The 26990-nt window shown below is 61.2% G+C and carries 26 protein-coding genes and 1 tRNA gene; 10 read left to right on the forward strand and 17 right to left on the reverse strand.

Annotated elements, in window-relative coordinates:
• The first annotated feature begins 1373 nt into the window (after positions 1-1373).
• A tRNA-Glu gene (locus tag WEB61_RS07945) sits at positions 1374-1449 on the forward strand.
• Positions 1450-1480: 31 nt separating this feature from the next.
• Here WEB61_RS07945 and WEB61_RS07950 read toward each other — a convergent pair.
• The 3 genes from WEB61_RS07950 to WEB61_RS07960 all read right to left on the reverse strand — a co-directional run bounded on the left by WEB61_RS07950 (position 1481) and on the right by WEB61_RS07960 (position 3426).
• Complete coding sequence (locus WEB61_RS07950) at positions 1481-1888, reverse strand: MAPEG family protein (RefSeq protein ID WP_368063799.1); 408 nt, start codon at positions 1886-1888, stop codon at positions 1481-1483.
• Between the two features lie 88 nt (positions 1889-1976).
• Positions 1977-2690, reverse strand: a complete 714-nt coding sequence (locus tag WEB61_RS07955) for a hypothetical protein (protein WP_368063800.1) — start codon at positions 2688-2690, stop codon at positions 1977-1979.
• 88 nt (positions 2691-2778) lie between these two features.
• Complete coding sequence (locus WEB61_RS07960; RefSeq protein ID WP_368063801.1) at positions 2779-3426, reverse strand: DUF1134 domain-containing protein; 648 nt, start codon at positions 3424-3426, stop codon at positions 2779-2781.
• A gap of 165 nt (positions 3427-3591) precedes the next feature.
• Here WEB61_RS07960 and WEB61_RS07965 point away from each other — a divergent pair, with 165 nt between their 5' ends.
• From WEB61_RS07965 to WEB61_RS07975, 3 genes are read left to right on the forward strand one after another with little or no spacing between them, the layout of a single operon-like run.
• Positions 3592-5670 carry a YdbH domain-containing protein gene (locus tag WEB61_RS07965; RefSeq protein ID WP_368063802.1) on the forward strand — a complete coding sequence of 693 codons (2079 nt, stop codon included), beginning with the start codon at positions 3592-3594 and terminating at the stop codon, positions 5668-5670.
• Positions 5667-5900 carry a YnbE family lipoprotein gene (locus tag WEB61_RS07970; RefSeq protein WP_368063803.1) on the forward strand — a complete coding sequence of 78 codons (234 nt, stop codon included), beginning with the start codon at positions 5667-5669 and terminating at the stop codon, positions 5898-5900. The genes WEB61_RS07965 and WEB61_RS07970 overlap by 4 nt, the downstream gene beginning before the upstream one ends.
• 13 nt (positions 5901-5913) lie before the next feature.
• Positions 5914-6273, forward strand: coding sequence for a YdbL family protein (locus tag WEB61_RS07975; RefSeq protein ID WP_368063804.1), 360 nt, complete (start codon positions 5914-5916; stop codon positions 6271-6273).
• Positions 6274-6585: 312 nt separating this feature from the next.
• Here WEB61_RS07975 and cysQ read toward each other — a convergent pair whose 3' ends face one another.
• Positions 6586-7398 (reverse strand): 3'(2'),5'-bisphosphate nucleotidase CysQ, encoded by an 813-nt coding sequence (gene cysQ / locus WEB61_RS07980; RefSeq protein ID WP_368063805.1) that lies wholly within the window; start codon positions 7396-7398, stop codon positions 6586-6588.
• Positions 7399-7640: 242 nt separating this feature from the next.
• On the opposite strand from cysQ, the gene chpT reads away from it, so the two are divergent.
• A complete protein-coding gene (gene chpT, locus WEB61_RS07985) occupies positions 7641-8303 on the forward strand; it encodes a histidine phosphotransferase ChpT (RefSeq protein WP_368063806.1) in 663 nt (220 codons plus the stop codon).
• Positions 8304-8396: 93 nt separating this feature from the next.
• On the opposite strand, the gene ctrA is transcribed toward chpT, so the two are convergent.
• Complete coding sequence (gene ctrA, locus WEB61_RS07990; RefSeq protein WP_368063807.1) at positions 8397-9104, reverse strand: response regulator transcription factor CtrA; 708 nt, start codon at positions 9102-9104, stop codon at positions 8397-8399.
• Between the two features lie 354 nt (positions 9105-9458).
• On the opposite strand from ctrA, the gene fliI reads away from it, so the two are divergent.
• From fliI to WEB61_RS08005, 3 genes are all read left to right on the forward strand, one after another.
• A complete protein-coding gene (fliI, locus tag WEB61_RS07995) occupies positions 9459-10793 on the forward strand; it encodes a flagellar protein export ATPase FliI (protein WP_368063808.1) in 1335 nt (444 codons plus the stop codon).
• Positions 10793-11203: a flagellar export protein FliJ gene (gene fliJ / locus WEB61_RS08000; RefSeq protein ID WP_368063809.1), complete on the forward strand. Its 411-nt coding sequence runs from the start codon at positions 10793-10795 to the stop codon at positions 11201-11203. The genes fliI and fliJ overlap by 1 nt, the downstream gene beginning before the upstream one ends.
• A gap of 77 nt (positions 11204-11280) precedes the next feature.
• A complete protein-coding gene (locus WEB61_RS08005; RefSeq protein ID WP_368063810.1) occupies positions 11281-11766 on the forward strand; it encodes a YajQ family cyclic di-GMP-binding protein in 486 nt (161 codons plus the stop codon).
• Here the strand turns inward: WEB61_RS08005 and WEB61_RS08010 are convergent.
• The 12 genes from WEB61_RS08010 to WEB61_RS08065 form a co-directional block, all read right to left on the reverse strand.
• Positions 11763-12086, reverse strand: a complete 324-nt coding sequence (locus tag WEB61_RS08010) for a hypothetical protein (RefSeq protein ID WP_368063811.1) — start codon at positions 12084-12086, stop codon at positions 11763-11765. The two genes, WEB61_RS08005 and WEB61_RS08010, sit on opposite strands and share 4 nt — an antisense overlap.
• A 174-nt stretch (positions 12087-12260) precedes the next feature.
• Positions 12261-13079, reverse strand: a complete 819-nt coding sequence (locus WEB61_RS08015) for a P-loop NTPase (protein ID WP_368063812.1) — start codon at positions 13077-13079, stop codon at positions 12261-12263.
• Positions 13076-14215 carry a hypothetical protein gene (locus tag WEB61_RS08020; protein ID WP_368063813.1) on the reverse strand — a complete coding sequence of 380 codons (1140 nt, stop codon included), beginning with the start codon at positions 14213-14215 and terminating at the stop codon, positions 13076-13078. Before WEB61_RS08020 ends, WEB61_RS08015 begins: the two co-directional genes overlap by 4 nt.
• Before the next feature lie 20 nt (positions 14216-14235).
• Positions 14236-16323: a flagellar biosynthesis protein FlhA gene (flhA, locus tag WEB61_RS08025; RefSeq protein WP_368063824.1), complete on the reverse strand. Its 2088-nt coding sequence runs from the start codon at positions 16321-16323 to the stop codon at positions 14236-14238.
• An 89-nt stretch (positions 16324-16412) separates the two neighbouring features.
• The gene (locus tag WEB61_RS08030; protein WP_368063814.1) at positions 16413-17780 is read right to left on the reverse strand and encodes a sigma-54-dependent transcriptional regulator; all 1368 of its coding nucleotides are present in this window, start codon (positions 17778-17780) and stop codon (positions 16413-16415) included.
• Between the two features lie 65 nt (positions 17781-17845).
• Positions 17846-18205 carry a flagellar motor switch protein FliN gene (gene fliN / locus WEB61_RS08035; RefSeq protein WP_368063815.1) on the reverse strand — a complete coding sequence of 120 codons (360 nt, stop codon included), beginning with the start codon at positions 18203-18205 and terminating at the stop codon, positions 17846-17848.
• 21 nt (positions 18206-18226) lie between these two features.
• On the reverse strand, positions 18227-18856 hold the full coding sequence (locus WEB61_RS08040) for a hypothetical protein (protein WP_368063816.1): 630 nt from the start codon (positions 18854-18856) through the stop codon (positions 18227-18229).
• A gap of 97 nt (positions 18857-18953) precedes the next feature.
• Positions 18954-19979 carry a flagellar motor switch protein FliG gene (gene fliG, locus WEB61_RS08045; RefSeq protein ID WP_368063817.1) on the reverse strand — a complete coding sequence of 342 codons (1026 nt, stop codon included), beginning with the start codon at positions 19977-19979 and terminating at the stop codon, positions 18954-18956.
• 10 nt (positions 19980-19989) lie between these two features.
• Positions 19990-21651 (reverse strand): flagellar basal-body MS-ring/collar protein FliF, encoded by a 1662-nt coding sequence (fliF, locus tag WEB61_RS08050; protein ID WP_368063818.1) that lies wholly within the window; start codon positions 21649-21651, stop codon positions 19990-19992.
• A gap of 294 nt (positions 21652-21945) precedes the next feature.
• Positions 21946-22221 carry a DUF1153 domain-containing protein gene (locus WEB61_RS08055; protein ID WP_368063819.1) on the reverse strand — a complete coding sequence of 92 codons (276 nt, stop codon included), beginning with the start codon at positions 22219-22221 and terminating at the stop codon, positions 21946-21948.
• A 130-nt stretch (positions 22222-22351) separates the two neighbouring features.
• Positions 22352-23032: a flagellar hook assembly protein FlgD gene (locus tag WEB61_RS08060; RefSeq protein ID WP_368063820.1), complete on the reverse strand. Its 681-nt coding sequence runs from the start codon at positions 23030-23032 to the stop codon at positions 22352-22354.
• 18 nt (positions 23033-23050) lie between these two features.
• Positions 23051-24544 (reverse strand): flagellar hook-length control protein FliK, encoded by a 1494-nt coding sequence (locus WEB61_RS08065; RefSeq protein WP_368063821.1) that lies wholly within the window; start codon positions 24542-24544, stop codon positions 23051-23053.
• 279 nt (positions 24545-24823) lie between these two features.
• Between WEB61_RS08065 and mnmA the strand changes: the two genes are divergently transcribed.
• Positions 24824-26068: a tRNA 2-thiouridine(34) synthase MnmA gene (gene mnmA, locus WEB61_RS08070; RefSeq protein WP_368063822.1), complete on the forward strand. Its 1245-nt coding sequence runs from the start codon at positions 24824-24826 to the stop codon at positions 26066-26068.
• 83 nt (positions 26069-26151) lie between these two features.
• Positions 26152-26841 carry a class I SAM-dependent methyltransferase gene (locus tag WEB61_RS08075; RefSeq protein WP_368063823.1) on the forward strand — a complete coding sequence of 230 codons (690 nt, stop codon included), beginning with the start codon at positions 26152-26154 and terminating at the stop codon, positions 26839-26841.
• Positions 26842-26990: the final 149 nt, after the last annotated feature.

Raw genomic sequence — 26990 nt, forward strand, 5'->3', positions numbered from 1 at the left:
GCGCCGGGCGAGCGCGTCCGCTCGGTCACGCCGCTCGAGGGCGACCGCCTCGCCGTCCACCTCGCCTCCGAACGCGCCGAAACGATCCTCATCCTCCACGCCCGTTCGGGCCTCGAGCTCGGCCGCATCCACCTCGTCCCCCAATCCGGCTTCGCGTCGCGGGAGTAGGGCGGGGGCAGGGGATTGGCACGCAAAGACGCGAAGAAGAGAAAGAGAAGGGACTCACGCAGAGGCGCAGAGACGCAGAGGTGCCGTGCCCGTGAGTCCGGCCGTGCCGCGATCGTTTCAATGATTGCGCCTGCGGCGCGAAGAATCTTCCGGCGCGAAGCGCCATCAAACCTGTTCTGCATCTCTGCGTGAGGTTTTCCTTCTTCGCGGCTTCGCGTGCACAATCTTCCTCTTCTCCGCGCTTCCGCGTCGGAGCCTGTCCTCGGGATCGCCGAAGGCGATACCCGTGGGCGTGCAAAAACCTTTCGGCCGTGCCGCATGGTCAGCACTTGCGGTGTCGCGACATCCGGCCCGCGCTTTCGGCACCTCTGCGTCTCTGCGCCTCTGCGTGAACCCTTCTTCCTTCTCTTCGCACCTTGGCGCGCAAAAAAAGCGGCGGCGTCGGACCCCGGGGATAAGTTTTTTCATGCCCGTCGTGCCGTCGTCGGCGCCGCCGGATCCGTCCGGCCGTCAGAACCGGGGACAAGTTTTTTCGACCGCCCTCGCGCCGGGTGCCGCCCCCGGGGACAAGTCTTCCCGGCAGCGGGGATATCTTTTTTCGCAAAACCCCTTCGGTCGCCGCCGGCGCCGTTTATGACAGTTTTTTGACAGTTCCGTGACAGAGGGGGGGTCCGCTGTTCCGCCACTCTGTCCGCGCGCCGCGGAATCCGCCACAAGTCCTTGTCCGCGCTCGCTTTTCGGGCGCGGGGCGCGATTTGTGACAGTCGGGTGACAGAGAGCCGCGCAGGCGCAGCGGAAGGCTGCGCTCAAGTGACTGAAATCATTCGGATTTTCGGGGGGGGAGGGACCGCCAGCGCCGGGGGAGGAGGGAGGATGGCGCTGGCGGTAATCTGAAGACGACGGTCGGGGAGGAGGTCGACCGGCGTTTCGTGAGTTGAATATCGGACTTCCGTGACAGATTGTCAACTGTATTTCTTGTGCATTGCAATAAGTTCATGCTTCTTGCGATGCGAATGAATTGCATAGTAAGTCATTGATATATATAGGGCTATCTTTGCGAATACGGAGCGCGTATGCGCGATTTCGGGCCGGGTGCGGTCGAATGACGCAGTGCGGCGGGCGTATTTTAGGGGCGGTGCCCTAGGCTTTTCCGATAGGGCTTGCACGGGATTCCGAACCGGCCTAGAACGAGCGCCGCCTGATCCGTCCCCTTCGTCTAGCGGTCCAGGACGTCGCCCTCTCACGGCGAAAACAGGGGTTCGATTCCCCTAGGGGACGCCAGTTTTTCCTTTTAAATCAGTGGCTTGGGCGCTCAGAGATAGAGCGCCACCGCCTGCATCGCGAGTGCCGCCAGCGCCCCGATCAGCAGCACCGCCATCGAGGCGAGGCCGATCGTGAAACCGGTCGAGCGCTGCAGCGCCGCCGCGTAGTAGCCGCGGGCGTAAACCACTCTGCCGATTGGATAAATCAGGCCGATCGCCGCCGCCCAGAGGTCGCCCACGGTGGCCGCGAAGAGCCAGAGCGAGGGCAGGAAGATCAGCAGCGTCTCGGCGGTGTTGCCCTGTACCCTCAGTACACGGAGGAAATCGTCCGGCCCGTCCATGCGCGGCGCGGGAATGTCATGTTTTCCGCGGGCTTTTCCCACCTGATAGGCCATCCAGAAATAGACGAGCAGGGTGACGAGTGTCACCAGCCCGGTCAGCGGATATGCAAAACCCATTGTCGGCCCTCCCAGTGAAATCACGGTTCGAGCAAAGCAGCTTGCGCTGATTCCGGCAATGAAAAGAACGGGCTAGCGGGCCGCGCGCTCAGGAGGCGACGCCGGCCTCGAGCGCGCGGATGCGGGCAGCCAGCGCCCGGTCGCCGAGATGGGCCTCGGTCGTGGCCGGATCGTCGGCCGCGGTGGCCTCGTTTTCGGCGGATTCCCGCCGGTTTTCGTCGTCCATGCGGTTGATCGAGGCGGCGATCTCGGCCAGCGTCTGGCGGTCCGTCTCGGCCGTTTCGTCGGCATAGGGTTCGAGCGCGCCCCGCGGTTCCGGCGCGGTTTCGGGGGCGGCGGTGGCCTCGGGGGCGACCTCCTCGGCCAGCCGCGCGGCGGTTTTGCTGAGGTTTTGCAGGGTTTCGCGCGCCCGGTCCTGGCGGCGGGTCTCGTCGGTCAGCGCCGCGCCGATGCGGCTGAGTTCGCGCGCCAGCGTCGCCAGCCGGCCGTCGCGCGCCGCGATATCGGCATAGGCGGCTTCGAGCCGCACCCGCAGATCGGCCGTATCTCCTTGCAGGGCCTCGTTTTTTCGGGTCAGCTCCGCGATCCTGTTATGCAGCGGCTCGACCTCGCGGCGCTGCCGCGCCAGCACGGCGTCGAGCTCGGCGCTGTGGACCGCACTGTCGTTTTCTTCGTCGTCGCTCATCCCGAGGCGCCGCGCCGTCACCTTGGCCGCGCGCCGCCAGACCAGCCGCGCCGCTGCGATCGCAAACAGCGTTGCGATGAAAAAGCCAAGCGCCATCAGCATCAGGCTCTCGATCATGGGGTCCTCGTCCAGGTCGCGCGGGGGGTTGAAGGCGCGGCCAGACTGCCAGAAAAGGCGCCCTTCATCCAGCCTGCGGGTGCGCGCGTCAAAACGGCAGCCATTCGCGCGACCTTGTATATTTCAGGTAGCCCACTGAGGCGCCGAGGCGCAGGCCGACGCCCGCGCGCATCGGCGCCAGGATCACGTCGTCGCGCTGCTGATAGTTGATCGCGATCCCGCCGATCAGGAAGGCGCTGCCCTCAACCCCCGGAAAACGTTGATAAATCGCGTCGCCATTGGGCAGGTTGTAGATCAGCGTGAAGCTTTTCACCGCGTTGCCGCCGAAGTCCCAACCGGCGCTCGGTCCCTGCCAGTAAACGCGCTGGCGCGGGCCGCTTTTCATCACCAGCTCGCCCTGTCCGTAGCGCAGGCCGACGACAAAGGCGCCGCCCGCCTCCTCGCCCTTGATGAAGGCGTTGGGCTCGCCATAGCGTTTGAAAACGCTGTGAACGGCGTCGGCAAGGCCCTTGGAAACGTCACCGAAGAAACTTCCGGCCTCGCGAACGATCTCATCCTCCGTATAGGTCCCCGATTCCCCTTTGGTTTCAGGGGCCTGCTGGCCTTGCGCCAGCGCAGGCGACGGGGCGGTCAACAAAAGGGCAGCAAAGGCAAGAACACAGGCAAACAAGCGCCACGCGGCAAGATCGAAAGCCGTCCAGCGCCATGTCAACGTCGGATTTGTTCCTGTATTCATATCGTCGTTCCTTGCTGTGTCTTCAGTCGGCGCGGCGTGGCGCCATCGAATCGCCCCGAAATCATGTGAAAGTTTAACCCGCTTTGGAAATCATGGATGCCCGGCATGGCGAAACAGTGACGGGAATGAGGTGCGGCAGGTGAAAGAACGGCCCGGCGGCGGCAAATGCTGAAAACGTGGAAGCGCAAGCTCGGTGCCGTTTTCGCTATTCTTCTGCTGCTGGTGGCCTCCGGCCTTGGCTGGCTGTGGATCGAGCGCGCTGCGGTGGCCGAACAGGCAATCGCCCGCGCGCTGGCCGACCGCGGCGTCGCGCCGGCCAGTTTCCGGGTCGGCTTCCTTGGTTTTCGGAGCATTACACTCACCGATGTCGACATCGGCGATGGCGATGCGCTGGTCGACAGCCTCACGGTCACCTATTCGGCGGGCGAGTTGGTGTCCGGGCGCGTCCGGTCGATCGATGCCGGCGAGGTTCGGCTCCGCGTCCGCGCCGGGGACGGCGGCCTTTCCTTCGGTGCACTCGATCCGCTTGTGTTCGGCGGTGGCGGCGGCGCTCTGTCGCTGCCGGAGATCGCCGTTGAACACGCCGAGATCGCGCTGGAGACACAGGCCGGCGCCTTTGCGCTCACCGGACCGGTCGCCGTGACGCAGTCCGGCTCCACCGTGGAGGTGTCGCTGGCCGGGATGACGATTGCCGAAACAGGATCGCCGCGCGTGGCGCCGGTTGTCGCCGCCGGGCGAATGAATCTGGACGGCGGCGTGCTCGGTTTCGATCTGGCGCTGACCAGTGCGGCTCCCGACGCGGCGGGTGCGGCGCTCGGGCACGTCGCCGGAAGCTACGATATGACCGGCGGCACGGGCGCCATCCGCGCGGAAGGCGACATCGCCTTCGTGCGTGGCGGATTGATGCCGCAAACGCTTGTGCCCGTCATCGCGCCCTACTATCTCGATGTAACCGGCGGTCTCTCCTACGAGGCCGATATCGCGCTGTCGGCGGAAGGTGTGCTTGTCACCGCAGATGTACGACTCGACAAACTCTCGCTTCGTCAGACGGCGGCCGGTGCCGCCTCGTTTTCTGGCCGCGTGAGCCTGTCGAAGGGATTTGGCGCGGAGATGTCGACGCCCGCCCGGATGAGCCTTTCCGCGCTTCGGATCGACGATCTGTCATCGCCGCAGCGGTTCGCCCCTGTCCGCGTCGAGGGCGACGCCGGTCTCGCCGGACCGGCTCTCGACTGGCGTCTTGTTGTGCGGAGTGCGCTGCCGTCGGTTGCCGGTGCGCGCCTTGCCGATGTCACCGGCGCCTACAATCTCGACACGCAAAAGGGCAACATCCGTGCCGCAGGCGAGCTGGGTTTTTCTCCGGGCAAGGTCGAGTTGCAGACGCTGTTGCCGGCGCTGCGCGGCATGGTGACCCGGATGAGCGGCAGCGCGGCCTATGTCGCCGAGGTTGCGGTTGTGGATGGCGGGTTCACGAGCTCGGGTGAGACGACCTTGAAGAATGTCGGTTTCGTCACCACGACGGCGACGTTCGCCGGGGCCAGCGGCACCGTCAAGCTCGCAAGCCTCTTGCCGCCCCGGACGCGGGGGACGCAAACGCTCAGACTGCGGATGCTCGAAGCCGGATTGCCGCTCGAAAACGGCGTTGTCGTCTTCAACATGGACAGAAACGGTTTGCGCATTCTCGATGCGCGCTGGCCCTTCGCGGATGGACATATCGTGCTCGTATCGAGCGGCGACGATGTGTTCGCACCGGATGCGCGTTTCAACCTGACGATCGAAGACGTCGATCTCGATGCGCTGTTCCGAATTGTCGAGGTGCCGGGTCTCAGTGTAACGGGACGGATCGGCGGCACGGTTCCGGTTGCCATTCGAGATGGCGATCCCATTCTGCTCGACGGCAAGCTGGCGGCGGAAGAAAACGGAATCATTGTCTATATCGGCGTCGGCAGCGACATTGGCTCGGGCGAGGAAACGAAACTTCTCACCGACGCATTGCGTAATTTTCATTACACGGAACTGACCGGCGGCCTTTCGGGAAATGCGAATGGTGAGTTGGTGTTGCGGCTCGGTTTGAAGGGTGCCAACCCCGATCTCTATGATGGTTATCCCTTTGCGATCAATGTGAAACTCGAAGGATCGCTTGCGGACGTGATCAGGCGTGGTACCGTCGGATTCCGGCCATTGGAACTCATCAGGGATCAGTCCGCACCGGCGGTCGTGCCCCCAGGCGACAAGACAGGACCATGAATTTCATCCAGGTTGAACCCGCTTGCGGCGGTGTCGCCCGAATTTCGAGAACACTGGCGCTTGTCGCCGTTGCGGCCTTGTTCGCGACGGCCTGCAATCCGACGGTCAAGATCGAGGCGCCGGACAAGCCCATCGAAATCAATCTCAACGTCAAGATCGAGCAGGAGATTCGCATCAAGGTCGATCGCGACCTCGACGAGCTGCTTGCCGACAATCCTGACTTGTTCTGAGGAGCGGATAGATATGGCCCTCTTTGCAAAATCCCTTGTGACGACGCTGACGACGCTGGTGCTGCTGGCCGGTCTTGTCTTTGCCGCGCCCGCCTTCGCGATCGATCTCGACTCGGCCAAGGCCCAGGGCCTCGTCGGCGAACGGCAAAACGGCTATATCGGAATCGTGACGCCGAGCCCGACGCCCGAACTTCGCACGCTTGTCGACGACATCAATCTGCGCCGTCGCGCGTCCTATCAGGAGATTGCGGCGCGGACGCCCGGTGCGTCGCTGAACGCTGTCGAGAAGCTTGCGGCCGAGAAGCTGATCGCGAAGACAGTGTCCGGCCACTATGTCGAGAATTCTGCCGGGGTCTTCGTCAAGAAGCCCTGAGACCCTCGTCCCGATCCGGCACGGACAAGGCGCCGGCGCATGCCGGAAAGGCCCGGATTTGTGCCGCGAAGGCGCAGGTCGAGCCAGTTTCGGCGGCATGACGATTGCACTTTGTTTGTTCGATCTGCTCTCCGCCGACAGAGATGTCAGGCGGGGTCGGCGCGGACCCCCGACGGTCGGGGGGCCAGTTCGCCGGTTCGCGCCGACCGAGCCGATCATCTTCCGATGGCCTCGACAGCACCAGGCCCGGACCGGTTCATTGAACCGGTCCGGGCCTCGGGGCCTTTTTCGCCTGTTCTGCTGAATTGGCCGTCAGGCGCTTGCGCCGCGCGCCACGAAGAAGGGATTGTCGAGGCCCCGCTCGGTCTTGCCGTAGATCAGCGGTGTGCCGTCGAGTTGCGTCACGCTGCCGCCTGCGGCCGTGAGCACCGCATGCCCTGCGGCGGTATCCCATTCCATCGTGCGACCATGGCGCGGATAGAGGTCGGCCTCTCCGGCGGCGATCAAGCAGAATTTCAGCGATGAGCCGGCGCCCAGAAACTCCTTCACGTTGTAGAGGTTCAGATATTCGTCGGTCTTCTGGTCGCGATGCGTGCGGCTCGCGATGACCACGAGGCCGTCGGCCGCGGGCTTGCGGGCGGCGATGCGGCGTATATCGCCTCCGCCCATCATGCCGTCATGACTGGCGGCAATTTGCTGCTCATAGGCGTCACCCGGGCCGTAGCTGAAAAACATGCGCTCCTTGGCCGGCGCATAGACGATGCCCGCCACCGGCAGGCGATTTTCGATCAGGGCGATATTGACCGTGAATTCACCGTTCTTGCCGAGGAACTCCTTGGTGCCGTCCAGCGGATCCACCAGAAAGAAGTGCGGGCCGAAAGCGGGGATATGGCCACTTGCCGCCGCTTCCTCCGATACGACCGGAATTTCGGGGGCGATGCGGCGCAAGCCGTCGAGAATAAGGGCCTCCGCGTCGTGGTCGGCGGCGGTGACCGGGCTGTTATCTTCCTTCCGGACGACTTCCACGCCAGCATGATAGTGATCCATGATGGCGGCGCCGGCCTGGACGGCGATCCGTCTCAACGCGTCGATCAGGGCCGCCTTGTCGGCAATCGGGCTCGTCACATTCGCTTCCTTCGATGTTTCCAGTCGGGTTGGCGCGGAGAACAGCATCGCGGGTGCGGCCGGTCAAGACGGCACGCTTCCTTCGATGTTTCCAGTCGGGTTGGCGCGGAGAACAGCATCGCGGGTGCGGCCGGTCAAGACGGCAGTATCCCGAGGATTTCGACGGGCCTCGGGGCTGGCATTGTGTGCGGTGCAATGCTATCAGGCTTTGAGGGCGTTCGGGGATTGTGGGGCAATTCACTATGGACGAAGCAAACGAAGTCTCTGCTCTGGAACTCGCGGCGCTGATGTGCAGCCGCGTTTGCCATGACGTGATCAGCCCGGTCGGCGCGATCACAAACGGGCTCGAAGTGCTTGCCGAAGATGACGACCCGGAGATGAAGGCCCATGCGATGGACCTCATCACCAGGAGCGCTGCGCAGGCTTCGGCCAAGTTGCAGTTTGCCCGGCTCTGCTTCGGCGCGGCCGGATCGGCCGGGGCCGAGCTCGACCTCCAGGACGCCAGGAGCGTCGCCGAGGGGCTGATGATGGGCGAGAAGGCGGCGCTTGTCTGGTCGGCGCCCGCGGCCACGATGGGCAAGGACTATGTAAAGCTCTTGCTCAACATGCTCCTGATCGGAATGGCCGCGATCCCGCGTGGCGGCGAGGTGGCTGTTTCGGTCGACGGCGATCTGACCAAACCGACCCTCAAAGTGCGGTCGACGGGACAAGCGGCCCGAATTCCTGAGGAAACTGCCAAATTTCTCGGCGGCCGCGCGGCCGACCGCTTTCTCGATGCGCGTGCGGCGCAACCTTATTTCACGGGCCTCGTCGCGCGCGGGCTCGGCCTTTCGATCAATGCGCGGATGGATGGCGACGCCTTCATTATCGAGGCGTCTTTTGTCGAGGCCGGCGCCGGCGTTTGAGTCCGGCCGCCAGCGCGGCAACGAAAAAGGGGCGTCCCCCCCGAGACGCCCCTTCGACACGCTAAGCGCGAAATGCGGGATCAGGCCACCAAATCAGGCGGAGGCCTTTGCCTGCATAGTTCCCTCGGACGGGTCGCGCAACACGTAACCCCTGCCCCAAACCGTTTCGATGTAGTGATCGCCGCCGGTCGAAGCCGCGAGCTTCTTGCGGAGCTTGCAGATGAAGACGTCGATGATCTTGAGTTCCGGCTCGTCCATGCCGCCATAGAGATGATTGAGGAACATCTCCTTGGTGAGCGTCGTACCCTTGCGGAGCGAAAGCAGCTCCAGCATCTGGTATTCCTTGCCGGTCAGATGGACGCGGCTGCCTTCCACTTCGACGGTCTTGGTGTCGAGGTTGACCGTCAACTTGCCGGTATTGATGACCGACTGCGAGTGCCCCTTCGAACGGCGGACAACGGCATGAATGCGCGCCACCAGCTCGTCCTTATGGAAAGGTTTGGTCATGTAATCGTCGGCGCCGAAGCCGAGACCGCGAACCTTGTTCTCGATGCCGGCAAGGCCGGAAAGGATCAGGATCGGGGTCGCAATCTTGCCGACGCGAAGGGTTTTCAGAACCTCGTAGCCACTCATATCCGGCAGGTTCAGGTCGAGCAGGATGATGTCGTAATCGTAAAGTTTGCCGAGATCGACCCCCTCTTCGCCGAGGTCGGTCGTGTACACGTTGAAACCATCCGACTTGAGCATCAACTCAATGCTCTGCGCTGTTGCGCTATCGTCTTCTATGAGCAGAACTCGCATTGGTCCCCCTCTTCGGCGAGTTGGGAGGGTCCCTATCGCCTGCAGCCCGGTTAATCCAGAATTCAGACCTTAAGGCGATTTGGTTAACAAAGGTTAATCGAAACGAAAAAAATTCAGAAAAATTTAGCGGATATTGTCAAGGTCCGGAAAACCCCAAATTCTGCGGAATTTCCAAGGCCTATCGCCCGTCCGATCCGGCGGAACCCCGCCGGTTCAGGGTTTACGCGGCCTTAAAGTCTTCACGCCATGATTGCCTTGTCAGACCGGATCGGCGCGAGCTGCGACGTCCGGTTTCGCATTCTTGGAGTTTCTGCAGGTCCGAACGGGTCTGCGCGCGAAGGGGGCCATAAGCCGGTGCGAGCATTGTTGGCGGAAATCGGCGAGCTTGCCGAAGTCAAACATTACGGCCGCGTTTTCAGCGTTCAGGGGCTGGTGATCGAGGTGGCCGGGCCGCTCCACGCCATGGGCGTCGGGAGCCGGCTCGTGGTCACCAATCGCACGGGCGAGGACGTGATCTGCGAAGTGGTTGGATTCCGCGACAATCGCGCCCTTTGCCTGCCGTTCGGCTCATTGTCGGGCATTGGCGTTGGCTGCAAAGCCGTACTTTCCTCCGAAGAACCACATGTCTACCCGTCTCACGCATGGCTTGGACGCGTCGTCAACGCAATGGGTGAGCCCATTGACGGGAAGGGCCCGATTGCCCATGGGCACGAACCCTATCCGTTGCGCAACATGCCGCCTCCCGCCCATACCCGCCAGCGTGTCCGCGGAAAGGTGGACCTCGGCGTTCGGGCGCTCAATACATTCACGACATGCTGCCGCGGCCAGCGCATGGGCATTTTTGCCGGATCCGGCGTCGGCAAGTCGGTGCTGCTTTCGATGCTGGCGCGGAACACGGCTTGCGACGTGGCCGTTATCGGCCTGATCGGCGAACGTGGCCGTGAGGTCCAGGAGTTCATCGAAGACGATCTCGGGCCCGAAGGATTGGCCCGTTCCGTCGTGGTGGTCGCGACCTCCGACGAGCCTGCATTGATGCGCCGACAAGCCGCCTATCTGACGCTGGCACTCGCCGAGTATTTCCGCGACGGGGACCAGGATGTGCTCTGCATGATGGACAGCGTGACCCGCTTTGCCATCGCTCAGCGCGAAATCGGTCTCTCGACCGGGGAGCCTCCGACTGCCAAGGGTTATACGCCGACCGTTTTTGCGGAGCTGCCGAAGCTTCTCGAGCGCGCGGGGCCGGGAGCAGGGAAGGGCACCATTACCGGTCTTTTTACGATACTTGTCGATGGTGACGATCACAACGAACCGGTTGCAGACGCCGTGCGCGCTATTCTCGATGGTCATATCGTGATGGAACGCGCTATCGCCGAACGCGGCCGCTATCCGGCGATCAATATTCTCAAGTCCGTTTCGCGCACCATGCCGGATTGCAACGCGCCAGACGAGAACGCCCTCATCAACCGGGCGCGGACGTTGATGGCGACCTATACAGACATGGAAGAGTTGATCCGGCTCGGCGCCTATCGTCATGGATCCGATCCCCTGGTCGATGAGGCCATTCACTACCAGCCGGCGCTGGAAGCTTTTCTGGCACAGCGCAAGGATGAAGCAAGCGATCTTGCGACCGGTTATGCCGCGCTGGCGGCAATATTGGCGACCAAGCCCGTTTCCGAGGAGATTGAGTGATGCGCAACCGCGAGTCTCTCATCCGTCTGCACAAGTTCCATGTTGACGAAAAGCGCAGGAAGGTTGCCGAGTTGGAATTGATGCTTGGCGAGTTCCGTCAGCGCGAGCGCGATCTCGAAGCGCAGGTCGAAGCCGAACAGCGCAAAGCGGGGATTTCGGATGTTGCGCATTTCGCCTATCCGATGTTTGCCAAATCGGTTCTTCTTCGTCGCGAGAACATTCTGGAATCGATCGACGGAATCGAACGGCAACTCGATGCGGCGAAAGAAGAGCTCGCCGACGCCTTTCGTGAACTCAAGAAGTATGAGCTTCTGGACGGCAATCGGAAACGCAAGATTCGCAAGGAAGCCATGCGGGTAGAGCAAAGTGCGCTCGATGAAATCGCGCTGACAATCCACCGGCGCCAATAACCCGGCGGTGGCCGCTTTTCCAATACCCGAATTTCGATCTAGAATGGGCGCCCTGTAATTCCAGAGCGGTTATTCCCATGCCCACCTTCGATATCGTTTCCAAAACCGACTTCGCCGAAATCGACAATGCGCTGCAAAATGTGGCTCGTGAGATCGAGCAGCGATATGACTTCAAAGGGTCACACTGCAAAGTGGAGCGGAAGGAGGGAGAGCTGACCATCTACGCGGATGACGATCTGAAACTCAAGCAGGTGCATGAAATATTGCAGGGTCATCTTGCGCGGCGCAGAATTGAGGCGGGCGTACTCGACTATAAGGAGCCCGAGAGAGCTGCCGGACAAAGCGTGCGGCAGAAGGTGGCGATCCGCAACGGGATCGAGAAGGATCTTGCCAAGCGTATTGTGAAGGACATCAAAGGATCGGGCCTGAAAGTACAGGTCGCGATACAGGGCGATGAACTTCGCGTTTCGGGAAAGAAGAAGGACGACCTTCAGGCCGCCATCCAATTTGTGAAGGGGCTGCCCATCGAGCAGCCCCTCCAATATGAAAACTTTCGCGACTAGCCGCGGAAGAAAAGACGCCGAACGAGATAGATCAGACTGATCGCGATCAGATAGCCGACGAAGCGGATCGCCACCAGTTTGAGGACCTCAAGATCGAGATAATCCGGCAGCGGATTCGCGGCGCCTGCATAGAAATTGCGACCGATATTGACGAGCTCGTGAACCACCGTGGCGCCGAGCGCGAATACGACGATCCTGTTGTAGCGGCTCATGATGATCGCGGCGATCAGGGCGATGACGAGCCCCTGAATCGAATTGACCGTATCGAATCCCATTCGCGCCCATGCGAGCGCCTGGTTCAGATATTCCGTAAGTTCCATCGAATCCCCCCTGGACTTTAACTCGCCGTAAGAGCCCCTCTTCCGGCATGGCCCGCCAGCCCCGTTTGCCACCATACAAGTGGGCTACAGGCGGTTCCGGGAGAGGTTAGACCAAAATGGGACAAGGTCTAGTGTTTTGCGGCGCGGAAAACGTCAGTCTGCGTCGCAAAATCGTCACGCAGGACGTGTGGCAATCTCCGGGGGGCGGGGATTTCTGGCGGAAAGGGTGAGGATTTCCCCCGCAATTTTCCGCACTGCCTCGCTTGCCTTGGCCTGGGGATGCCGAAAGAGAATGGGCATCTGGTGTCGAATGGCGTCGCGAACCATGTCGTCGCGTGGGACGAAGCCGAGAAACGAAGGTTCGATGCCAAGGAAGTTGCGGCTTGCGTTGGTTAACGCTGCATGAGTGCGGCGGGCGTGGTCCCTGTCATTGGCCATATTGACGACGATTCTAATGTCGGCGCCCGGTTCCTGCATCGTCAAAAGCTTGATGAACGCGTAGGCGTCGGTGAGCGATGTCGGTTCATCGCTGACAAGTACGATTGTGACGCCGCCGTTGGTACACAGAGACATGACGGACTGGTCGAGCCCGGCCGCCAGGTCGGACACGATATGATCATAAGTGCCGCTCAAGGCCGCAAGACCTGCCGCAAGGCCGGCAATTTCCGGCCGGGTTAATGCGCTCAGCACGCCTGATCCGGATTTTCCCGCCAGAATGTCGAAGCTGCCGCCCGCCTCGGCGCCGCCCATCGATGACGGACGGTATGTGGCGATCGCTTCGGCGAGCGCCACACGGCCGGAAATAACGTCGCCAAGATCGTGGCGCGGCGAAAGGCCAAGCTGAACGTCGATGTTGGCGAGTCCGAGATCACCATCAAAAAGGAGTACACGCCTGTGGGCTCCTGCGAGCGCATGGGCGAGCGAGACGGAGAACCATGTCTTTCCGACGCCGCCTTTTCCCGATGCGACCTGAATCATGCGTATGGCGTTCATGTCGACTGTCCCGTGTGACGTTTCGTCGTTTCCGAGGCTGCGTCCGTAGTGGAATGCGTGCCGTCGTCCAGTATCATGCGGGCGCAAGTATAAGCGTTCATCTGTGCCAGCCCGCGGGCGAGATAGGGCGTTACGCTGATCTGCGCGATCGCCATTCCCGAGGCGTCGGCAGCCGCCAGAACGGATCCGATGCGACGCGCGACATCGAGTTGCGTTGCGACAATACGGCGCGCGCCAAGGCGCGCAAAGGCGACGGCTGCTTCGCGCGATGTATCGGCGTCGCCGAGCGCGGAGAGGATCAGTACGGGCTCCACGCCGGCGGCAAGACGGGCGCCCTGCGTCAGCTGTTGAAGCGCCGCAAAATCATCTCGGTCAAAAGGGTTCACGCTTGCCGTGTCGATGAAGCAGGGGCGGCCGGACCGATCCGCCGGAACGCCGTGAGATGGATTACGCTCGTCAAGCAGCAACGACAGCGCATCGACATTCTCGGCACGGCGAAGATGGACGCCAATGAGGTGTGCGTACGCCTCGCCTTGCGCAACGGCACCCGTTCGTACCGTATCCGTTGTGAAGATGTCGACCGGTGCACCATCGACGACGGCGCGGGCGGCGAGTTTCGCCAATGTGACGGTCTTGCCGGCGCCCGGCAGGCCGATCCCCATAACCGGCGCTTGGGGCCGGATCGGCAGCGGCTCGAATCCGATGCGCGCCTCAAGCGCGCCTGCCAGAGAGGTGATGGCATCGCCATCGTTAAGCGCGATTGCCGCGGCCAAAAGATCGCTTTTCAGCGCTGGCGGAACGGCGTGCGCCTCCAGTGCCGCGGCGATCACCGATTTGTCAAAAGCAATGACGGGCGCGCCCTGTGAGCCGGTATCGGCAACCGGTTCCGTCGGTGTCCGCAGACGATCGCGCAGCATCCGCTCCAGGCGGTGCTCCATGTCGTCCGTTTCATCGATACCTTGCGCAAAGTCTGCATCCCGATAACCGGGTCGAGCGGTTTCAACCGCTGCAATGACCTCGACCGAGCCGCTGCCGGTCCCATGCGATGCGACGATGATTGCGTCGTCTCCAAGCGCGCTGCGCACTTGCTCGATGGCATCCGTCATCGACTCCGCCAGGAATGTTCTAAGCCGCATGCAAGGAACCCTCTGCTAAATCACACTGTTCCGACAGTGCGCAGCTTGACCCGAGGATGAATTTCGTTCTGCGACATGACAAATGTCTGAGGCCGGAAACGTTCGATGATCGAGCGAACGTAAGGCCGGACACCGGGACTGGTGAGCAATACGGGCACTTCGCCCGCGCGTGCGGCGTCTTCGAACCGGTCGCGCATCGTGGCGATGAACTCCTGAAGCATGGACGGCTGCATGGCGAGTTGCTTCTCCTCACCCTGGCCGATCAACGATTCGGCGAAGGCTTGTTCCCAGCGTGGCGAAAGCGTCACGAGGGGTACGGCATTGTCGCCGTCCATGTGGGCAGCGCAAATCTGGCGGGCGAGGCGTGCGCGAACATGCTCGGTAATCAGAGTCAGGCTCTGCGTGTGGCCGACCGCTTCGGCGATCCCCTCCATGATCGTGGGAAGATCGCGGATCGAAATGCGCTCGGTCAGCAGCGTCTGGAGCACACGCTGTATTCCCGTGACGGTGATCTGCGACGGGACGAGATCGTCGACAAGCTTCTTGTGCTCCTTGCCCAATTCGTCGAGCAGCTTCTGGACCTCGGCGTAAGACAGGAGCTCCGCCATGTTGTCCTTGATGATTTCGGTCAGATGCGTCGTCAAGACCGTCGGCGGATCGACAACGGTGTAGCCGCGGAAAGAAGCTTCCTCCCGAAGACCTTCGTCGACCCACGTCGCCGGCAGGCCGAAAGCCGGCTCCGTTGTATGCAGGCCAGGAAGCTGAATCTGGTCGCCTCGCGGGTCCATGATCAGAAGTTGCCCGACATAGACGTCGCCACGTCCGGACTCGACTTCCTTGACACGGATGACATAGCTGTTGGATTCGAGTTGCACGTTGTCGAGGATTCTGACGGACGGCATGACAAAGCCCATGTCGCTTGCGATCTGCCGGCGGAGCGCCTTGATCTGATCGGTCAGTTTTTGATGATCCTTGCCGTTGATCAACGGGAGCAGGGCATAGCCGATTTCCAGGCGCAGTTCGTCCATTCTCAACGCCGTACCGATGGGCTCCTCCGCTGCCGGCACCGCTGCGGCTTCGCGCTCTTGCGCGTCGACAATGTCATCTGCGGTCTTTTTCCTCGACTTCTTGAGGTAAAAAGCGAGGCCTCCGGCACCGCCCGCAAGAAGCAGGAAAGGAATCGCCGGCAGACCCGGCAGCAGTGCCATTGTTCCCATCACAAACGACGACATGCCAAGCGCCTGCGGATAGCCCGAGAGCTGATCGAACAAGGCTTCGTCGGCCGCGCCTTCGACGCCAGCCTTCGAAACGAGCAAGCCGGCAGCGGTCGATACGATCAGAGCGGGAATCTGGCTGACGAGGCCGTCGCCGATCGTGAGCAGCGTATAAGTGTGAGCGGCGTCGCCGAAGCTCAGACCGTTTTGCGCCACCCCGATCACGATTCCGCCGACAATATTGATGAAAGTAATGAGCAGGCCGGCCACGGCGTCGCCACGAACAAACTTGGAGGCACCATCCATTGCGCCGAAGAAGGAGCTTTCTTTCTCTAGATTGGAGCGGCGCGTACGCGCTTCGTTCTCGTCGATCAGACCGGCAGAGAGATCGGCATCGATCGCCATTTGCTTGCCGGGCATCGCGTCGAGAGTGAAGCGTGCGGCGACTTCTGCGATGCGTCCCGAACCTTTGGTAATGACGACGAAGTTCACGATCACCAGGATGGAGAAAACGATGATGCCGATGATAAAGTTGCCCTGCATCACGAAGTTGCCGAAGGCCTCAATGACCTTGCCGGCGCTGTCTGTGCCTTCGTGTCCCTTGCCCAGGATAAGGCGTGTCGAAGCAAGATTCAGCGCCAGTCGCAGCATGGTGGCGATGAGGAGCACTGTTGGAAAGGCGCTGAACTCCAGCGGCTTTTGAATGAAAAGCGCGGTCATCAGCACCAGAACGGAAAAGGTGATCGAGATTGCGAGCGAAAAATCGAGCAAAAAAGCAGGCAGCGGCAGGATCAACACGACGATGATCGCCATTACGCCAAAAGCAAGCGCGAGATCGCCTCGCGTGGCGAGATCGGCCATGATGGCGCGCGGTGTTATGCCGAAGAGGTTCATGCCCCCTGTCGATCCTTTTTTTACCGCAGTGAAATTCGTCTCGCTCATCTTCCAACTTTCCGAGGCCGTTCAGGGCAATGCAGGAGCGTTCAGCCGAATTGCGGACGAGCTTCGCCCGGTGTTGGAACGGAAATGCCTTGTTCGCCGTATTCCTTCAGCTTGTTGCGAAGCGTTCGAATCGAGATTCCGAGGATATTGGCGGCATGTGTACGGTTGCCGAGACAATGATCGAGCGTCTGCAGGATGAGATCCTGCTCGACTTCGGAAACTGTCTTTCCGACAAAGGCGCGCGAGACGGAGTCTGCCGCCACCGCGGCTTTTTGCGCGATGCCGCCCAGGTTCGTGTCGTCGAGGCGTGTACCGTCGGGAAGGCGGATTGCCTCGATGTCAATTTCCTCGCCGGTTGTCAGAAGAACGGCGCGGTGCATCGTGTTTTCCAGCTCGCGGACATTGCCGGTCCAGCGATGGTGAGCGAGAAAGCGCCGCGCCTCGAGCGAAATCGGTTTGGACGTCAGACCATTGGTGCGCGCATAGCGTTTGGCGAAGTGTTCGGACAAGGCCATGATGTCCGCGGGACGGTCGCGCAGTGGAGGCAGTTGCAGATTGACCACGTTCAACCGATAGAAGAGGTCTTCGCGAAAGCGGCCGGCGCGGGCCTCCGTCTGGAGGTCGCGGTTCGAGGTAGCGATGATGCGGATATTGACCCTGACAGGGGTCTTGCCGCCGACGCGATCGATCTCGCGCTCCTGGATCGCACGCAGCAGCTTTGCCTGCAGGCGAATGTCCATTTCGCTGATTTCGTCGAGAAGCAGAGTACCGCCGTCGGCTTCTTCGAATTTGCCGATGCGTCGAGCGATGGCGCCGGTGAAGGCGCCCTTTTCATGACCGAAGAGCTCGGACTCCAGCAGATTCTCCGGAATTGCGGCGCAGTTGACCGAGATGAACGGCTTGTCACGGCGTAGCGACCGACCATGGACGTAATGAGCCATTACTTCCTTGCCCGTGCCCGACTCGCCGGTAATGAGAATGCTGGCCTCCGAAGCGGCGACCTGATCGGCAAGTTTCACTACATTAGCCATTTTCGGATCTTGAAAGATCAGCGCGTGGCTCTCTTCCGCTACGGCCGAAAGAACGGCGGCAATGAGTTCCGCGTCGGGCGGCAATGGAATATATTCCTTGGCGCCGGCCCGGATGGCATTGACCGCTGCGCGTGCATCGGTTTCGACGCCGCACGCGACCACTGGCACGCAGATATGCTCCATCTGCAGCCGCTGGATGAGGTTGCCGATATCAGCCGCCACGTCGACCATCATCAGGTCGGCGCCCCGACCGGAGCGCAACGTATCGATCGCCTGATCAATCGTTTCGGTATGTGTGACCTTGGCGCCCTTGGCCATCGCCATCTTGGTGGCTGTGGAGAGCTGCCCGTTCAGGGTTCCGACGATCAGAAGGCGCATGTGCGGCTCCTCTACTTTCTCTAACTGTTCTTGCTCGATGAGCGAATGAAGTACGGCGATCGCGATCAGCTCACGCCGCCTTTAACGATTTCAGTCATGGTGACGCCCAGCCTGTCGTCGACAACGACGACTTCACCGCGCGCGACCAGGCGGTCGTTGACGTAAATGTCGATCGCTTCGCCGATCTTGCGATCGAGTTCAACGATGGCGCCGCGTCCAAGCTTGAGCAGGCTCGACACTTCGATGTGCGTTTTGCCGAGCACCGCCGATACGTTGACGGGCACGTCGAATACCGCTTCGAGATCATGCGCGGACCGAACGCTTTCTTCGTCTTCGGCAGTTTGCGGGCCCTCGGTCGTCGCGGGCAAGTCCGCAGCATTTGCGAGGTCTGGCAAAGCCATTTCTTCTTCCTGGTCGGCGGCCATCGGATCAACTCCTTGGGAAAATCATTCGGTGTCAGGTTTTGGGCTGTCGGCCAGGCCGAACTCGGGCATGGCAAGTCCGGTGTGGTCTTGCACGGTCAGCGTTTCGATGTAGCGCGCGACGATCTCCGCCATCTCGCGCTCGATGTCCTCGTGGGACCGTACGACGCCGCCGTCGGCCCATTCCACGATGCAATCTCTGGCGTTCATGTTCGGTTCGCCGAGAAGAATGATACGGCCTGTCAATCCTCGCTCCATCGCCATGCGATCGACAGTGTCCTTGAGTCGATCGACGAGTGTGGCCGAGACTCGCAGGAGAATGTGAGGTTCGCGATTGAGGTGCGAAAGGCAGTCGCGAACGACTGCTTCGATTTCAGCTTCCGGACGGGCCGCGATTGTGGCTGGCGCCAGCTTCGTCGCGCAGATGATAGCAAGCTGTGTGGCTTCTGCGGTCAGTGACCTTGTTTTGGCGTCCATGGCGGAGATCAGGCTTGCCGCACCGGCGGCAAGTTCGTGCATCGCGGCATGCAGTTCACGATCGGCGCGAGCCTCGGCCTCGGCCTGCCCAGCGGCAAAACCCGACGCGTAGGCCTCGCTTCGAACCTGTTCCAGATCTGCCGCCGTCGGATTTCGGCGGGCAAGCGCATCGGCCACCGAATGCGACGACGGCTCGTCGAAGTTGGTGTCGAATGTGAATTTGACGGCTTGCTTCATTTGTTTACTCGGGTTTCCGGTGACAGTCTTTCCGCGGTTAGTAGATCAGTTCGTTGTCTGCGCCATCGGCGGCGATCATGATCTCGCCGTTGTTGGCAAGGTCCTTGGCAACGTTGACCATGTTTGTCTGGGCTTCGTCGACGTCCTTCAGCCGGACCGGTCCCATCATCTCCATGTCTTCGCGCAAAATTTTCCCTGCACGCTCAGACATATTGGCGAAGAAAAGGTCGCGAAGCGTGTCGGAGGCACCCTTGAGCGCAATCGCCAGCTTGTTCTTGTCCACCGAGCGCAACAACGTCTGAACGGAGCCGGGGTCCAGTCTGCCGAGATCCTCGAATGTGAACATCAGCGCCTTGATACGGTCGGCCGATTCTCGCGCGCGTTCTTCGAGTGCGGCGAGGAAACGGCCCTCGGTCTGACGATCGAAGTTGTTGAATATTTCAGCCATCATCTCGTGGCTGTCGCGGCGATTGGTGCGCGACAGGTTCGACATGAACTCAGAGCGAAGGGTTTGTTCGACTTTGTCGAGGATTTCCTTCTGAACGGATTCCATGCGCAGCATCCGGGTGACGACCTCAAGCGCGAAATCCTCAGGAAGATTGGCCAGAACACGGGCTGCATGCTCGGCACGGATCTTGGTGAGCACGACGGCGACTGTCTGCGGGTATTCGTTCTTGAGATAAGTTGCGAGAACGGTCTCGTTCACGTTGCCGAGTTTTTCCCACATCGTGCGGCCGGCGGGTCCACGAATTTCGTCCATCACCGAGGTGACGCGGTCTTCGGGGAGGAAGCGCATCAAGAGCCGCTCGGTCGATTCGTAGGAGCCGACCAGAGCGCCCGTGCCGGACACTTTTGAAGCAAATTCAACCAGCATCTTTTCAACCGAGCCGGCCTGGACTGTGCCAAGAGACGACATGATCTGGGACAGCTCCCGAATCTCGTCTTCGTCGAACATGTTCCATAGCGGTGCCGCATCGTCGGCGCCGAGCGCGAGCATGAAGATCGCGGCCTTCTGTGGGCCGGAGAGCGTCTTGTCGTCCTTGATTTTCGGTGCCGTAGCCAATTTTTTTTCCTCAAGCGCCTTCGTGCAGCCAGCTGCGCAGGATCGAGATGGATTCGTCAGGGTGTCCGGTCACGAGCTCGCCAATTTTTCGGACTGATGACTGCTTGACCTTGCCTGCGACCTGGGCAATGTCGATCATCATGTTTTCGTTCGTTTGGTCTGGTGGAGCGAGGGCGGCGGCCAAGGCGTCGTCATCTTCGCTCGCCATCGCCAGCGCAGCTGCGCCGCCTGAGCCAGGCAGGGCGATTGCGCTGGAAATGCGGCCGGGAGCCGTGCCAAGGCGCGTCATGAGTGGACGAAAGACAAACAGCATCGCGATGATGGCGAGGATGGCGAGAACGGCCATCTCGACAATGCGCATGATGTCCGCACCGTTAAGGTCCAAAAACCCCGATTCGGTTGGCGCTTCGGTGCCCGCGTCGAGGGCGGGTGTAGCAGCGAACTGGAGATTGACGATCTCGACCTGATCGCCCCGAGCCGCGTCAAATCCCATGGCGGATTTGACGAGCGCCTCGATTTTCTGAACCTCATCCTCGGAGCGCGGTGCGTAGATAGCGTTGCCCTCGGTATCCGTCGTGTAGGAACCATCGACCAGGACCGCGACCGACAGGCGTGCGACACGACCGGGTTCAAGTACTTCTGTTTTTGTGGTCCGGGAGATCTCGTAGTTGACCGTTTCCTCGTTACGCGTGGCCGCCTGTTGGGACGTGGCGGGGCTCTCGGCCCCGGCCTGGTTTGCGTTCGGCAAGCTGTTGCCCACCGTAACGCCGTCGTTTCCTGTCCCGTCTGCGCTGGTGGAGGTATCCTCAACTGTTTGCGTCGAGCGTGCGACCTGGCTGTTGGGATCGAAAATATCGGATGTCTGGGTTACGCGGTTGTAATCCATCTGTGCAGTTACTTCGACACGAACCTTGTCGGCGCCAACGACACGCTGGACGATGTTCTCCACGTGCGTGCGCATACGATTTTCGAATGTCGAGCGCCGCTCCTCGACGGAGGAAGCCATGAGCGATTGACTATCGTCTCCTGTACCGCTCGCGAGCAACGTGCCACGCTCGTCGACAATCGAAACGCGAGATGGCGCCAATCCGTCAACGGCGGATGAAACCAGGTATTGAATTGCCTTTACCTGCTGCCCGGCCAGCGTATTGCGCGATATCTTCAGCACGATCGAGGCGGTTGGTTCGCGCCGGTCGCGGGAAAAAAGTTCACGCTCGGGAAGAACAAGATGGACCCGTGCCGCCTGTATGCCCTCGATCGAGCGGATGGTGCGCGCCAACTCGCCTTCGAGTGCGCGCAGGTGATTGATGTTTTGGAGAAAACTCGTTGTGCCCAGAGCGTCGGCGTTGTCGAATATCTCGTAGCCGACGGTGCCGCCCGCCGGCAGGCCTTTTTCCGCGAGAGACATACGCAGACGGAGCACCTGGCTCCGTGGCACATAAATCATGCTGCCATCGCCGCGAAGTTCGTAGGGAACCTGCAGGGCATCGAGCGCGCCAATCATTTTTGACGCATCGTCGACGCTAACATCCGAAAAGAGAAGCGCCTTGGGTTCGCTGCTGTAGCGCATGCCGATATAGGCGAAGAAGCCCAATAGCACCGCTGCCACAAGCCCGAGTGCCAGAAGACGCATTGGTCCCAAGGACTGCAAAAGATTCGAGAAGCTGCTCACCAACCCACCTCATGTGTCAGCGCGCCGGATGCAGATCCGTTTCCTGGATCGACGTCCACGCCAGACAACAGGTGAGTCGCAAATTCTTTGCCCTCAGAACCCCGATCCGATTTTCGCGATCGGAGTTTCCCGTGCCACAGGCAAAATTTACCGCCTGCGGCCTAAACAGAAGCTTAACAGCCCGGCAATTTTTGCCGGGTTTGTCGAAGAATGAGGCTCAAATAAGAAGGGCGCCGGAGGAGGGAGGTCCCACCGACGCCCTGAAGACAGCAAGTACGCAGATACAAATCTATCTTACTGCCTGTACTGCTGGACCCTTGTTGCACGGAGGCCCGCCAGGCCGTGACGTTCGATTGAACGCTGCCAGCTCAGAAACTCCTCCACCGTCAGGGTGTATCGGCGGCAGGCATCGTCAAGGCTGATGAGGCCGCCGCGGACAGCCGCGACCACTTCGGCCTTGCGCCTTATGACCCACCGTTTCGTGTCGGACGGCGGCAGGTCAGCGACCGTGAGCGGACTCCCGTCGGGTCCGATCACGTAGTTGACCTTTGATGTCTGCTGCTCACTCATCGAACATTGGTCTCCGTACTCTTTGCTGACCTCAGACTAGGCTGGGCACTCTTTAAAAACGGCTAAGCGTCATGGTAAAATTTGTCCGAAATCAAAGGCTTAGCTGTTTCATTGCGGGACGGGCGACCGGTCAGATTGGCGTATCTGGCTGTTTGATGGATGTGACCTGCGAATAGCGGATTTGAGCGCCGTTAACCGTGAGTATCGGATCTGTGCTGGTCAGGTCGATCGCCGTAACAATTCCGGTGGTTCTGGTATCGACGGCGACGGGTGCGCCGCTTGCCGTGTTGGCGACGATCTTGAGGAAGTAGGTGCCGTCAAGTTGCTCGACGCCGTTGCCATCCTTGCCGTCCCATTCGAACTGGTGGTCGCCCTTGGCTGCGTCCATTTTCTTGGTGTAGACCGTCGCCCCGTCGGCATTGATTACCTGGAGCGTCGTGTCCGGTGCGTCGGCCGCCACGGCAAAATCCCAGTTGGCAGTGCCGTCTTTCAACACGGCGCCCGTGCCGGAGCCCGTCACTTCCTTGCCAAGCAGCGAAACCGAAAGGTTTGAATTCTGGATCGCATAGGCGGTGATCAACGTCTCCAGATTCCGATTGGTCTGGATCGACTGTTCAACGCCCGACATCTGAACCAGTTGCTGGGTGAATTGATCAGAGCTCATCGGATTGGTGGGATCCTGGTGCTTCAACTGGGTTGTCAGAAGACGCAGGAAAGTATCAAAATTTCCGGCCAGTGCGGCGGACGCTGTGGATGATTGGCTGCCGCTCGCTGCGGCTTGTACGGCGGCTGATGCTGATGCGATATCCATGGCGGGTGTCCTTCCGCGTCAAACGCGAATGTCGATGCCGCCGGTGGCGGAAAGGTTGACGTTGTAGGCGGGCGCTGTCGTCGTCTCGACATCGTCGGTGTCGCCGTCGTTACGGTTGTTTCCGGCGGTGTCTCGGTGGGTTTCATCGGCGTTCTGGTCGCGTAGTGAGAAGTTGAGACTGTCTTCATCCGCATTCAGACCAGCATTGCTCAAAGCTTGCTGAAGCGCGCGCGCGTCACGTTGCAGGAGTTCGAGTGTTTCTGCCTTTTCGACCGTCAGATGCGCCATGACGTGGCCGTCGCGGCGCACTTCCATGCGCACGTCGATACGACCCATCTCCGGCGGATCGAGGCGAATGTCGAAGCGATTGGTCCCCTTCTGAAGATTCCGTGCGATCTGCATCGCAATCGCCATGGCGGGGATTTGTGTTGGCTGCGACTGTCCAGGCAGCGTGCCGATGCGTACTGTCGCGGTAGCCGTTGTCTGTTGCACGCCGGATGGCAAATCGCTTCCGCGCGATGCCGGCTGCGTCTCCGCTCGAGCAATGTCGAGGGATGCTGCCTGCTGCGATGTGCCGGCGCTGCGTGGCGCTTGCGATGGCGTTGCGGATTGCGGCGCTGCATTTGCCGACGAGGCCGCTTGCTTTGCGTCGCTCTTCTTGTCTGCGAATGCCTCGGCAGCTTCCTGGCCGAGGCCCTTGGCCGGCTTGGCGGCTGTGGCGTTTGCAGGAATCGCTGCCGTTTCGGTTTCGAGCTTGGAACCGGCTGGCGCGGCGTCGACGGCTGTCTGCTGCGGGGCAGCGGTCTGGGGCTGCGGCGCGTCTACAGAAGCTTTGGTTCCAAGGATCGCTTGCGATGTTTCATTGTTGCCGGTTGTCGCGGCTGCGGGCATTTGCTGTGCGGGTTCAGCAGGGAGGACCGCCGGCGTCGATGCGGCGGGTTTGTCCGCGTTCGCCAGGATCTCCGCAGGAATCGCGCCGATTGCGCCTTCGGCAGCGTCGGTCTCCGTCGTTTCCGCAGATGTGTCTGCCTGGACAACTTCAGCATCGACAGACGGTATCTCGATCGCCGGATCGATTGCGGGCTCCGTTGTTTCAAGTTCGGTGTCGACATCGTTCTCCGATGTAATGGTCAACTTGTCATTGTCGGAGGTTTCGAGCGTCGGCGTGTCGCCTTCAGTCGCGATCGGGAGCTCGGCCACGCTTGTGGATTCCAGCGTTTTTTCGCCGTCTTCACCGACCTGTTTTTCCTTCGTTTCCGCCTTTTGCGACGTCGTATCTCGTTCGCGTACCTCGTCGCCGTGCCGATCGCGGGCGGTCGTGGCAGGACGCTCCCGCCGGTCCGCCGGGCGGTCGTCGCGACGCGGTGCTTCGCTTGCGCGATCGCTGTCGGCCAGATGGCGTGCGAACTCGCCAACGGCGGCATTGGTCGAGACCCGGATCGCGTCCGGATGGATCGAAAACGCATCGGCGGTGGATTTCGTTCGCGGCGTGGCTGAAGAGGGCAAGTCCATGCTGTCACCTGGTTGCAGAGAAGGGCTCGCGCCAAAGGAAGCAAGCGACGGGCCACGGGGATGATGGGGATAAGTTCAATTATTTCAGGTAGTTATGTATGGGCGGGGTTGACCCGCGGCACCTCGAACGCGATATTCGCTGCCGATCCGGCATATTTTGCCGGGTCGGTGTGGGCGTCTCGATGCGATTGCTTGCGGCAGGCGAGTGCCTGCCTATAGTGCGACCTGCGAGATGCAAGAGGTGCCTTTCGGCACCGGTTAACGAGGAGATGCCGGGCGATGTCCCGGGGCGACGTGATGAGTGTTCTGTTCGACGAAAAGACCGGCCTCAACAGCCTCGATCTTCCGGGCCGACCGGAAGAGACGCGTGTTGTCGTTGCCATGTCGGGCGGTGTTGACAGCTCGGTGACTGCGGCCTTGCTTAAGGAGCAGGGCTACGATGTGGTCGGCATTACCATGCAGCTCTACGATCATGGTACGGCCGTTTCGCGCAAGGGCGCGTGTTGTGCGGGGCAGGACATCCATGATGCGCGCCGTGTCGCGGAGCAGATTGGCATTCCTCACTATGTGCTCGACTACGAGGAGCGCTTCCGTCGCGCCGTGATGGAGGATTTTGCCGATTCCTATGTGGCAGGCGAGACGCCGATCCCTTGTGTACGTTGCAACGAGCGCGTGAAGTTTCGCGATCTTCTCGATACGGCACGCGACCTCGGAGCCGCGACGCTGGCAACCGGGCATTATATTGCCAGTCGTCCGGGCGGGGCGGGACGTGAAATGCACCGACCAGCGGACACAGACCGCGATCAGAGCTATTTCCTTTTTACAACGACGCGCGAGCAGCTCGACTTTCTGCGCTTCCCGCTGGGCGATCTCACCAAGCCCGAGGCTCGGGCGATGGCCGAACGCATGGGACTGGCGGTTGCCGCCAAGCCGGACAGTCAGGACATCTGCTTTGTACCTTCGGGCCGTTATACGACCATCGTCGACAAGTTGCGGCCGGGCGCGTCGGAGCCAGGCGACATCGTTCATTTCGATGGGCGTGTTCTCGGCCGGCACGAGGGCATCGTTCATTTCACGATCGGGCAGCGCCGCGGGCTTGGTCTTGGTGCCAGCGATCCGGCAAGCGAGCCACTTTTCGTCGTGAAGCTCGACCCCGCGCGCCGCCAAGTGATCGTCGGTCCACGTGCGGCACTCGAGACGCATTGGCTGACATTGCGCGATCTCAATTGGCTGGGCGACGGGGCTTTGGAAGCTTTGCCGGAGGTGGGGATCGAGATTTTGGTCAAGGTCAGGTCGACGCGGCCGCCGGTGGCGGCGCGTCTTCGCCGCACGGCAACGGGTGCCTCGGTCGAGCTGTTGCAGGGCGAGGAGGGCGTCGCGCCCGGTCAGGCTTGCGTCTTCTATGATCCGGCGGGCGGTACCCGGGTCCTGGGCGGTGGATGGATCGCGCGGGCGGAGAGCCGCTGGCAAACAAGTGCGCCGGAGCGCGAATTGGAAGGTTTTGCTGCCGGAACCGCATTTTAGCCGTATTCGGTCCAGATATAGTGTTGCGCTCGCGGCGGCATTGGCCGCAGAGTGAGCGCGTAAAATTCGAGGGGTGAGCGGTTTTGAGCGGGATAGCGCGGATAGACGAACAATCGGTTCTGAAAGCCTATGCGCGCTGGGCGCCCGTCTACGATTTCTCCTTCGGTCCGATCGCCGATGCGGGCCGCAAGCGCGCCATCGACATCATCAACGGCCGTGAAGGATCGCTGCTCGAAGTCGGCGTCGGGACAGGCGTTGCACTGCCGCGTTACGCGCCGCACCTTACTATTACCGGCATCGACCTCTCGCCCGACATGCTGCGTATCGCGCGGCAACGTGTCCGTGAGCGCGGTTTGACAAATATCGCCGCACTCTACGAAATGGATGCCTCGGAGCTTCGCTTCGACGACGCTGCTTTCGACACCGTCGTTGCGATGTATGTGATGACCGTGGTGCCCGATCCGATCCAGGTGCTGAAAGAGCTTGAGCGCGTTTGCGCGCCGGGAGGCGAGGTTCTGATCGTCAATCATTTCGCGCAGGATCACGGCGTGCGTGGCTGGGTCGAGAGTTTCATGGCGCCGGCAGCGCGCGCGCTGGGCTGGCATCCGGACTTCCGGGCCGAGACCATCACGGATGCCGCGACGCTGGAGCTTGTCGACACCGTTCGGCTGAAACCATTCGGCCTCTTCACGATGTTGCGATTTCAGAAGCCGGAAGCCGTCCCATCGGCGATTGATGAAGGTTCCTTGCAGGCCGAGTTGCCCGCTGTCTGACGCAATCGCCTCGGTTGCTTGACAGGCCTTCGTCGCGGCCCTTATATCCGGTTCTCTTTCGGGGGCGGCCGTTTCGGGCTGCTTTCCGGCGCTTTGGGGCGGAGTAGCTCAGCTGGTTAGAGCAGCGGAATCATAATCCGCGTGTCGGG

The sequence above is a fragment of the Parvibaculum sp. genome (assembly GCF_040882025.1).
Taxonomy (GTDB): Bacteria; Pseudomonadota; Alphaproteobacteria; order Parvibaculales; family Parvibaculaceae; genus Parvibaculum.

Coding starts and splice junctions, on each gene's coding strand:
- WEB61_RS07950 (WP_368063799.1), bottom strand. CDS start 1,888: ATGGGTTTTGCATATCCGCTGACCGGGCTGGTGACACTCGTCACCCTG.
- WEB61_RS07955 (WP_368063800.1), bottom strand. CDS start 2,690: ATGATCGAGAGCCTGATGCTGATGGCGCTTGGCTTTTTCATCGCAACG.
- WEB61_RS07960 (WP_368063801.1), bottom strand. CDS start 3,426: ATGAATACAGGAACAAATCCGACGTTGACATGGCGCTGGACGGCTTTC.
- WEB61_RS07965 (WP_368063802.1), top strand. CDS start 3,592: ATGCTGAAAACGTGGAAGCGCAAGCTCGGTGCCGTTTTCGCTATTCTT.
- WEB61_RS07970 (WP_368063803.1), top strand. CDS start 5,667: ATGAATTTCATCCAGGTTGAACCCGCTTGCGGCGGTGTCGCCCGAATT.
- WEB61_RS07975 (WP_368063804.1), top strand. CDS start 5,914: ATGGCCCTCTTTGCAAAATCCCTTGTGACGACGCTGACGACGCTGGTG.
- chpT (WP_368063806.1), top strand. CDS start 7,641: ATGGACGAAGCAAACGAAGTCTCTGCTCTGGAACTCGCGGCGCTGATG.
- ctrA (WP_368063807.1), bottom strand. CDS start 9,104: ATGCGAGTTCTGCTCATAGAAGACGATAGCGCAACAGCGCAGAGCATT.
- fliJ (WP_368063809.1), top strand. CDS start 10,793: ATGCGCAACCGCGAGTCTCTCATCCGTCTGCACAAGTTCCATGTTGAC.
- WEB61_RS08005 (WP_368063810.1), top strand. CDS start 11,281: ATGCCCACCTTCGATATCGTTTCCAAAACCGACTTCGCCGAAATCGAC.
- WEB61_RS08010 (WP_368063811.1), bottom strand. CDS start 12,086: ATGGAACTTACGGAATATCTGAACCAGGCGCTCGCATGGGCGCGAATG.
- WEB61_RS08015 (WP_368063812.1), bottom strand. CDS start 13,079: ATGAACGCCATACGCATGATTCAGGTCGCATCGGGAAAAGGCGGCGTC.
- WEB61_RS08020 (WP_368063813.1), bottom strand. CDS start 14,215: ATGCGGCTTAGAACATTCCTGGCGGAGTCGATGACGGATGCCATCGAG.
- flhA (WP_368063824.1), bottom strand. CDS start 16,323: ATGAACCTCTTCGGCATAACACCGCGCGCCATCATGGCCGATCTCGCC.
- WEB61_RS08030 (WP_368063814.1), bottom strand. CDS start 17,780: ATGCGCCTTCTGATCGTCGGAACCCTGAACGGGCAGCTCTCCACAGCC.
- fliN (WP_368063815.1), bottom strand. CDS start 18,205: ATGGCCGCCGACCAGGAAGAAGAAATGGCTTTGCCAGACCTCGCAAAT.
- WEB61_RS08055 (WP_368063819.1), bottom strand. CDS start 22,221: ATGAGTGAGCAGCAGACATCAAAGGTCAACTACGTGATCGGACCCGAC.
- WEB61_RS08060 (WP_368063820.1), bottom strand. CDS start 23,032: ATGGATATCGCATCAGCATCAGCCGCCGTACAAGCCGCAGCGAGCGGC.
- WEB61_RS08065 (WP_368063821.1), bottom strand. CDS start 24,544: ATGGACTTGCCCTCTTCAGCCACGCCGCGAACGAAATCCACCGCCGAT.
- mnmA (WP_368063822.1), top strand. CDS start 24,824: ATGTCCCGGGGCGACGTGATGAGTGTTCTGTTCGACGAAAAGACCGGC.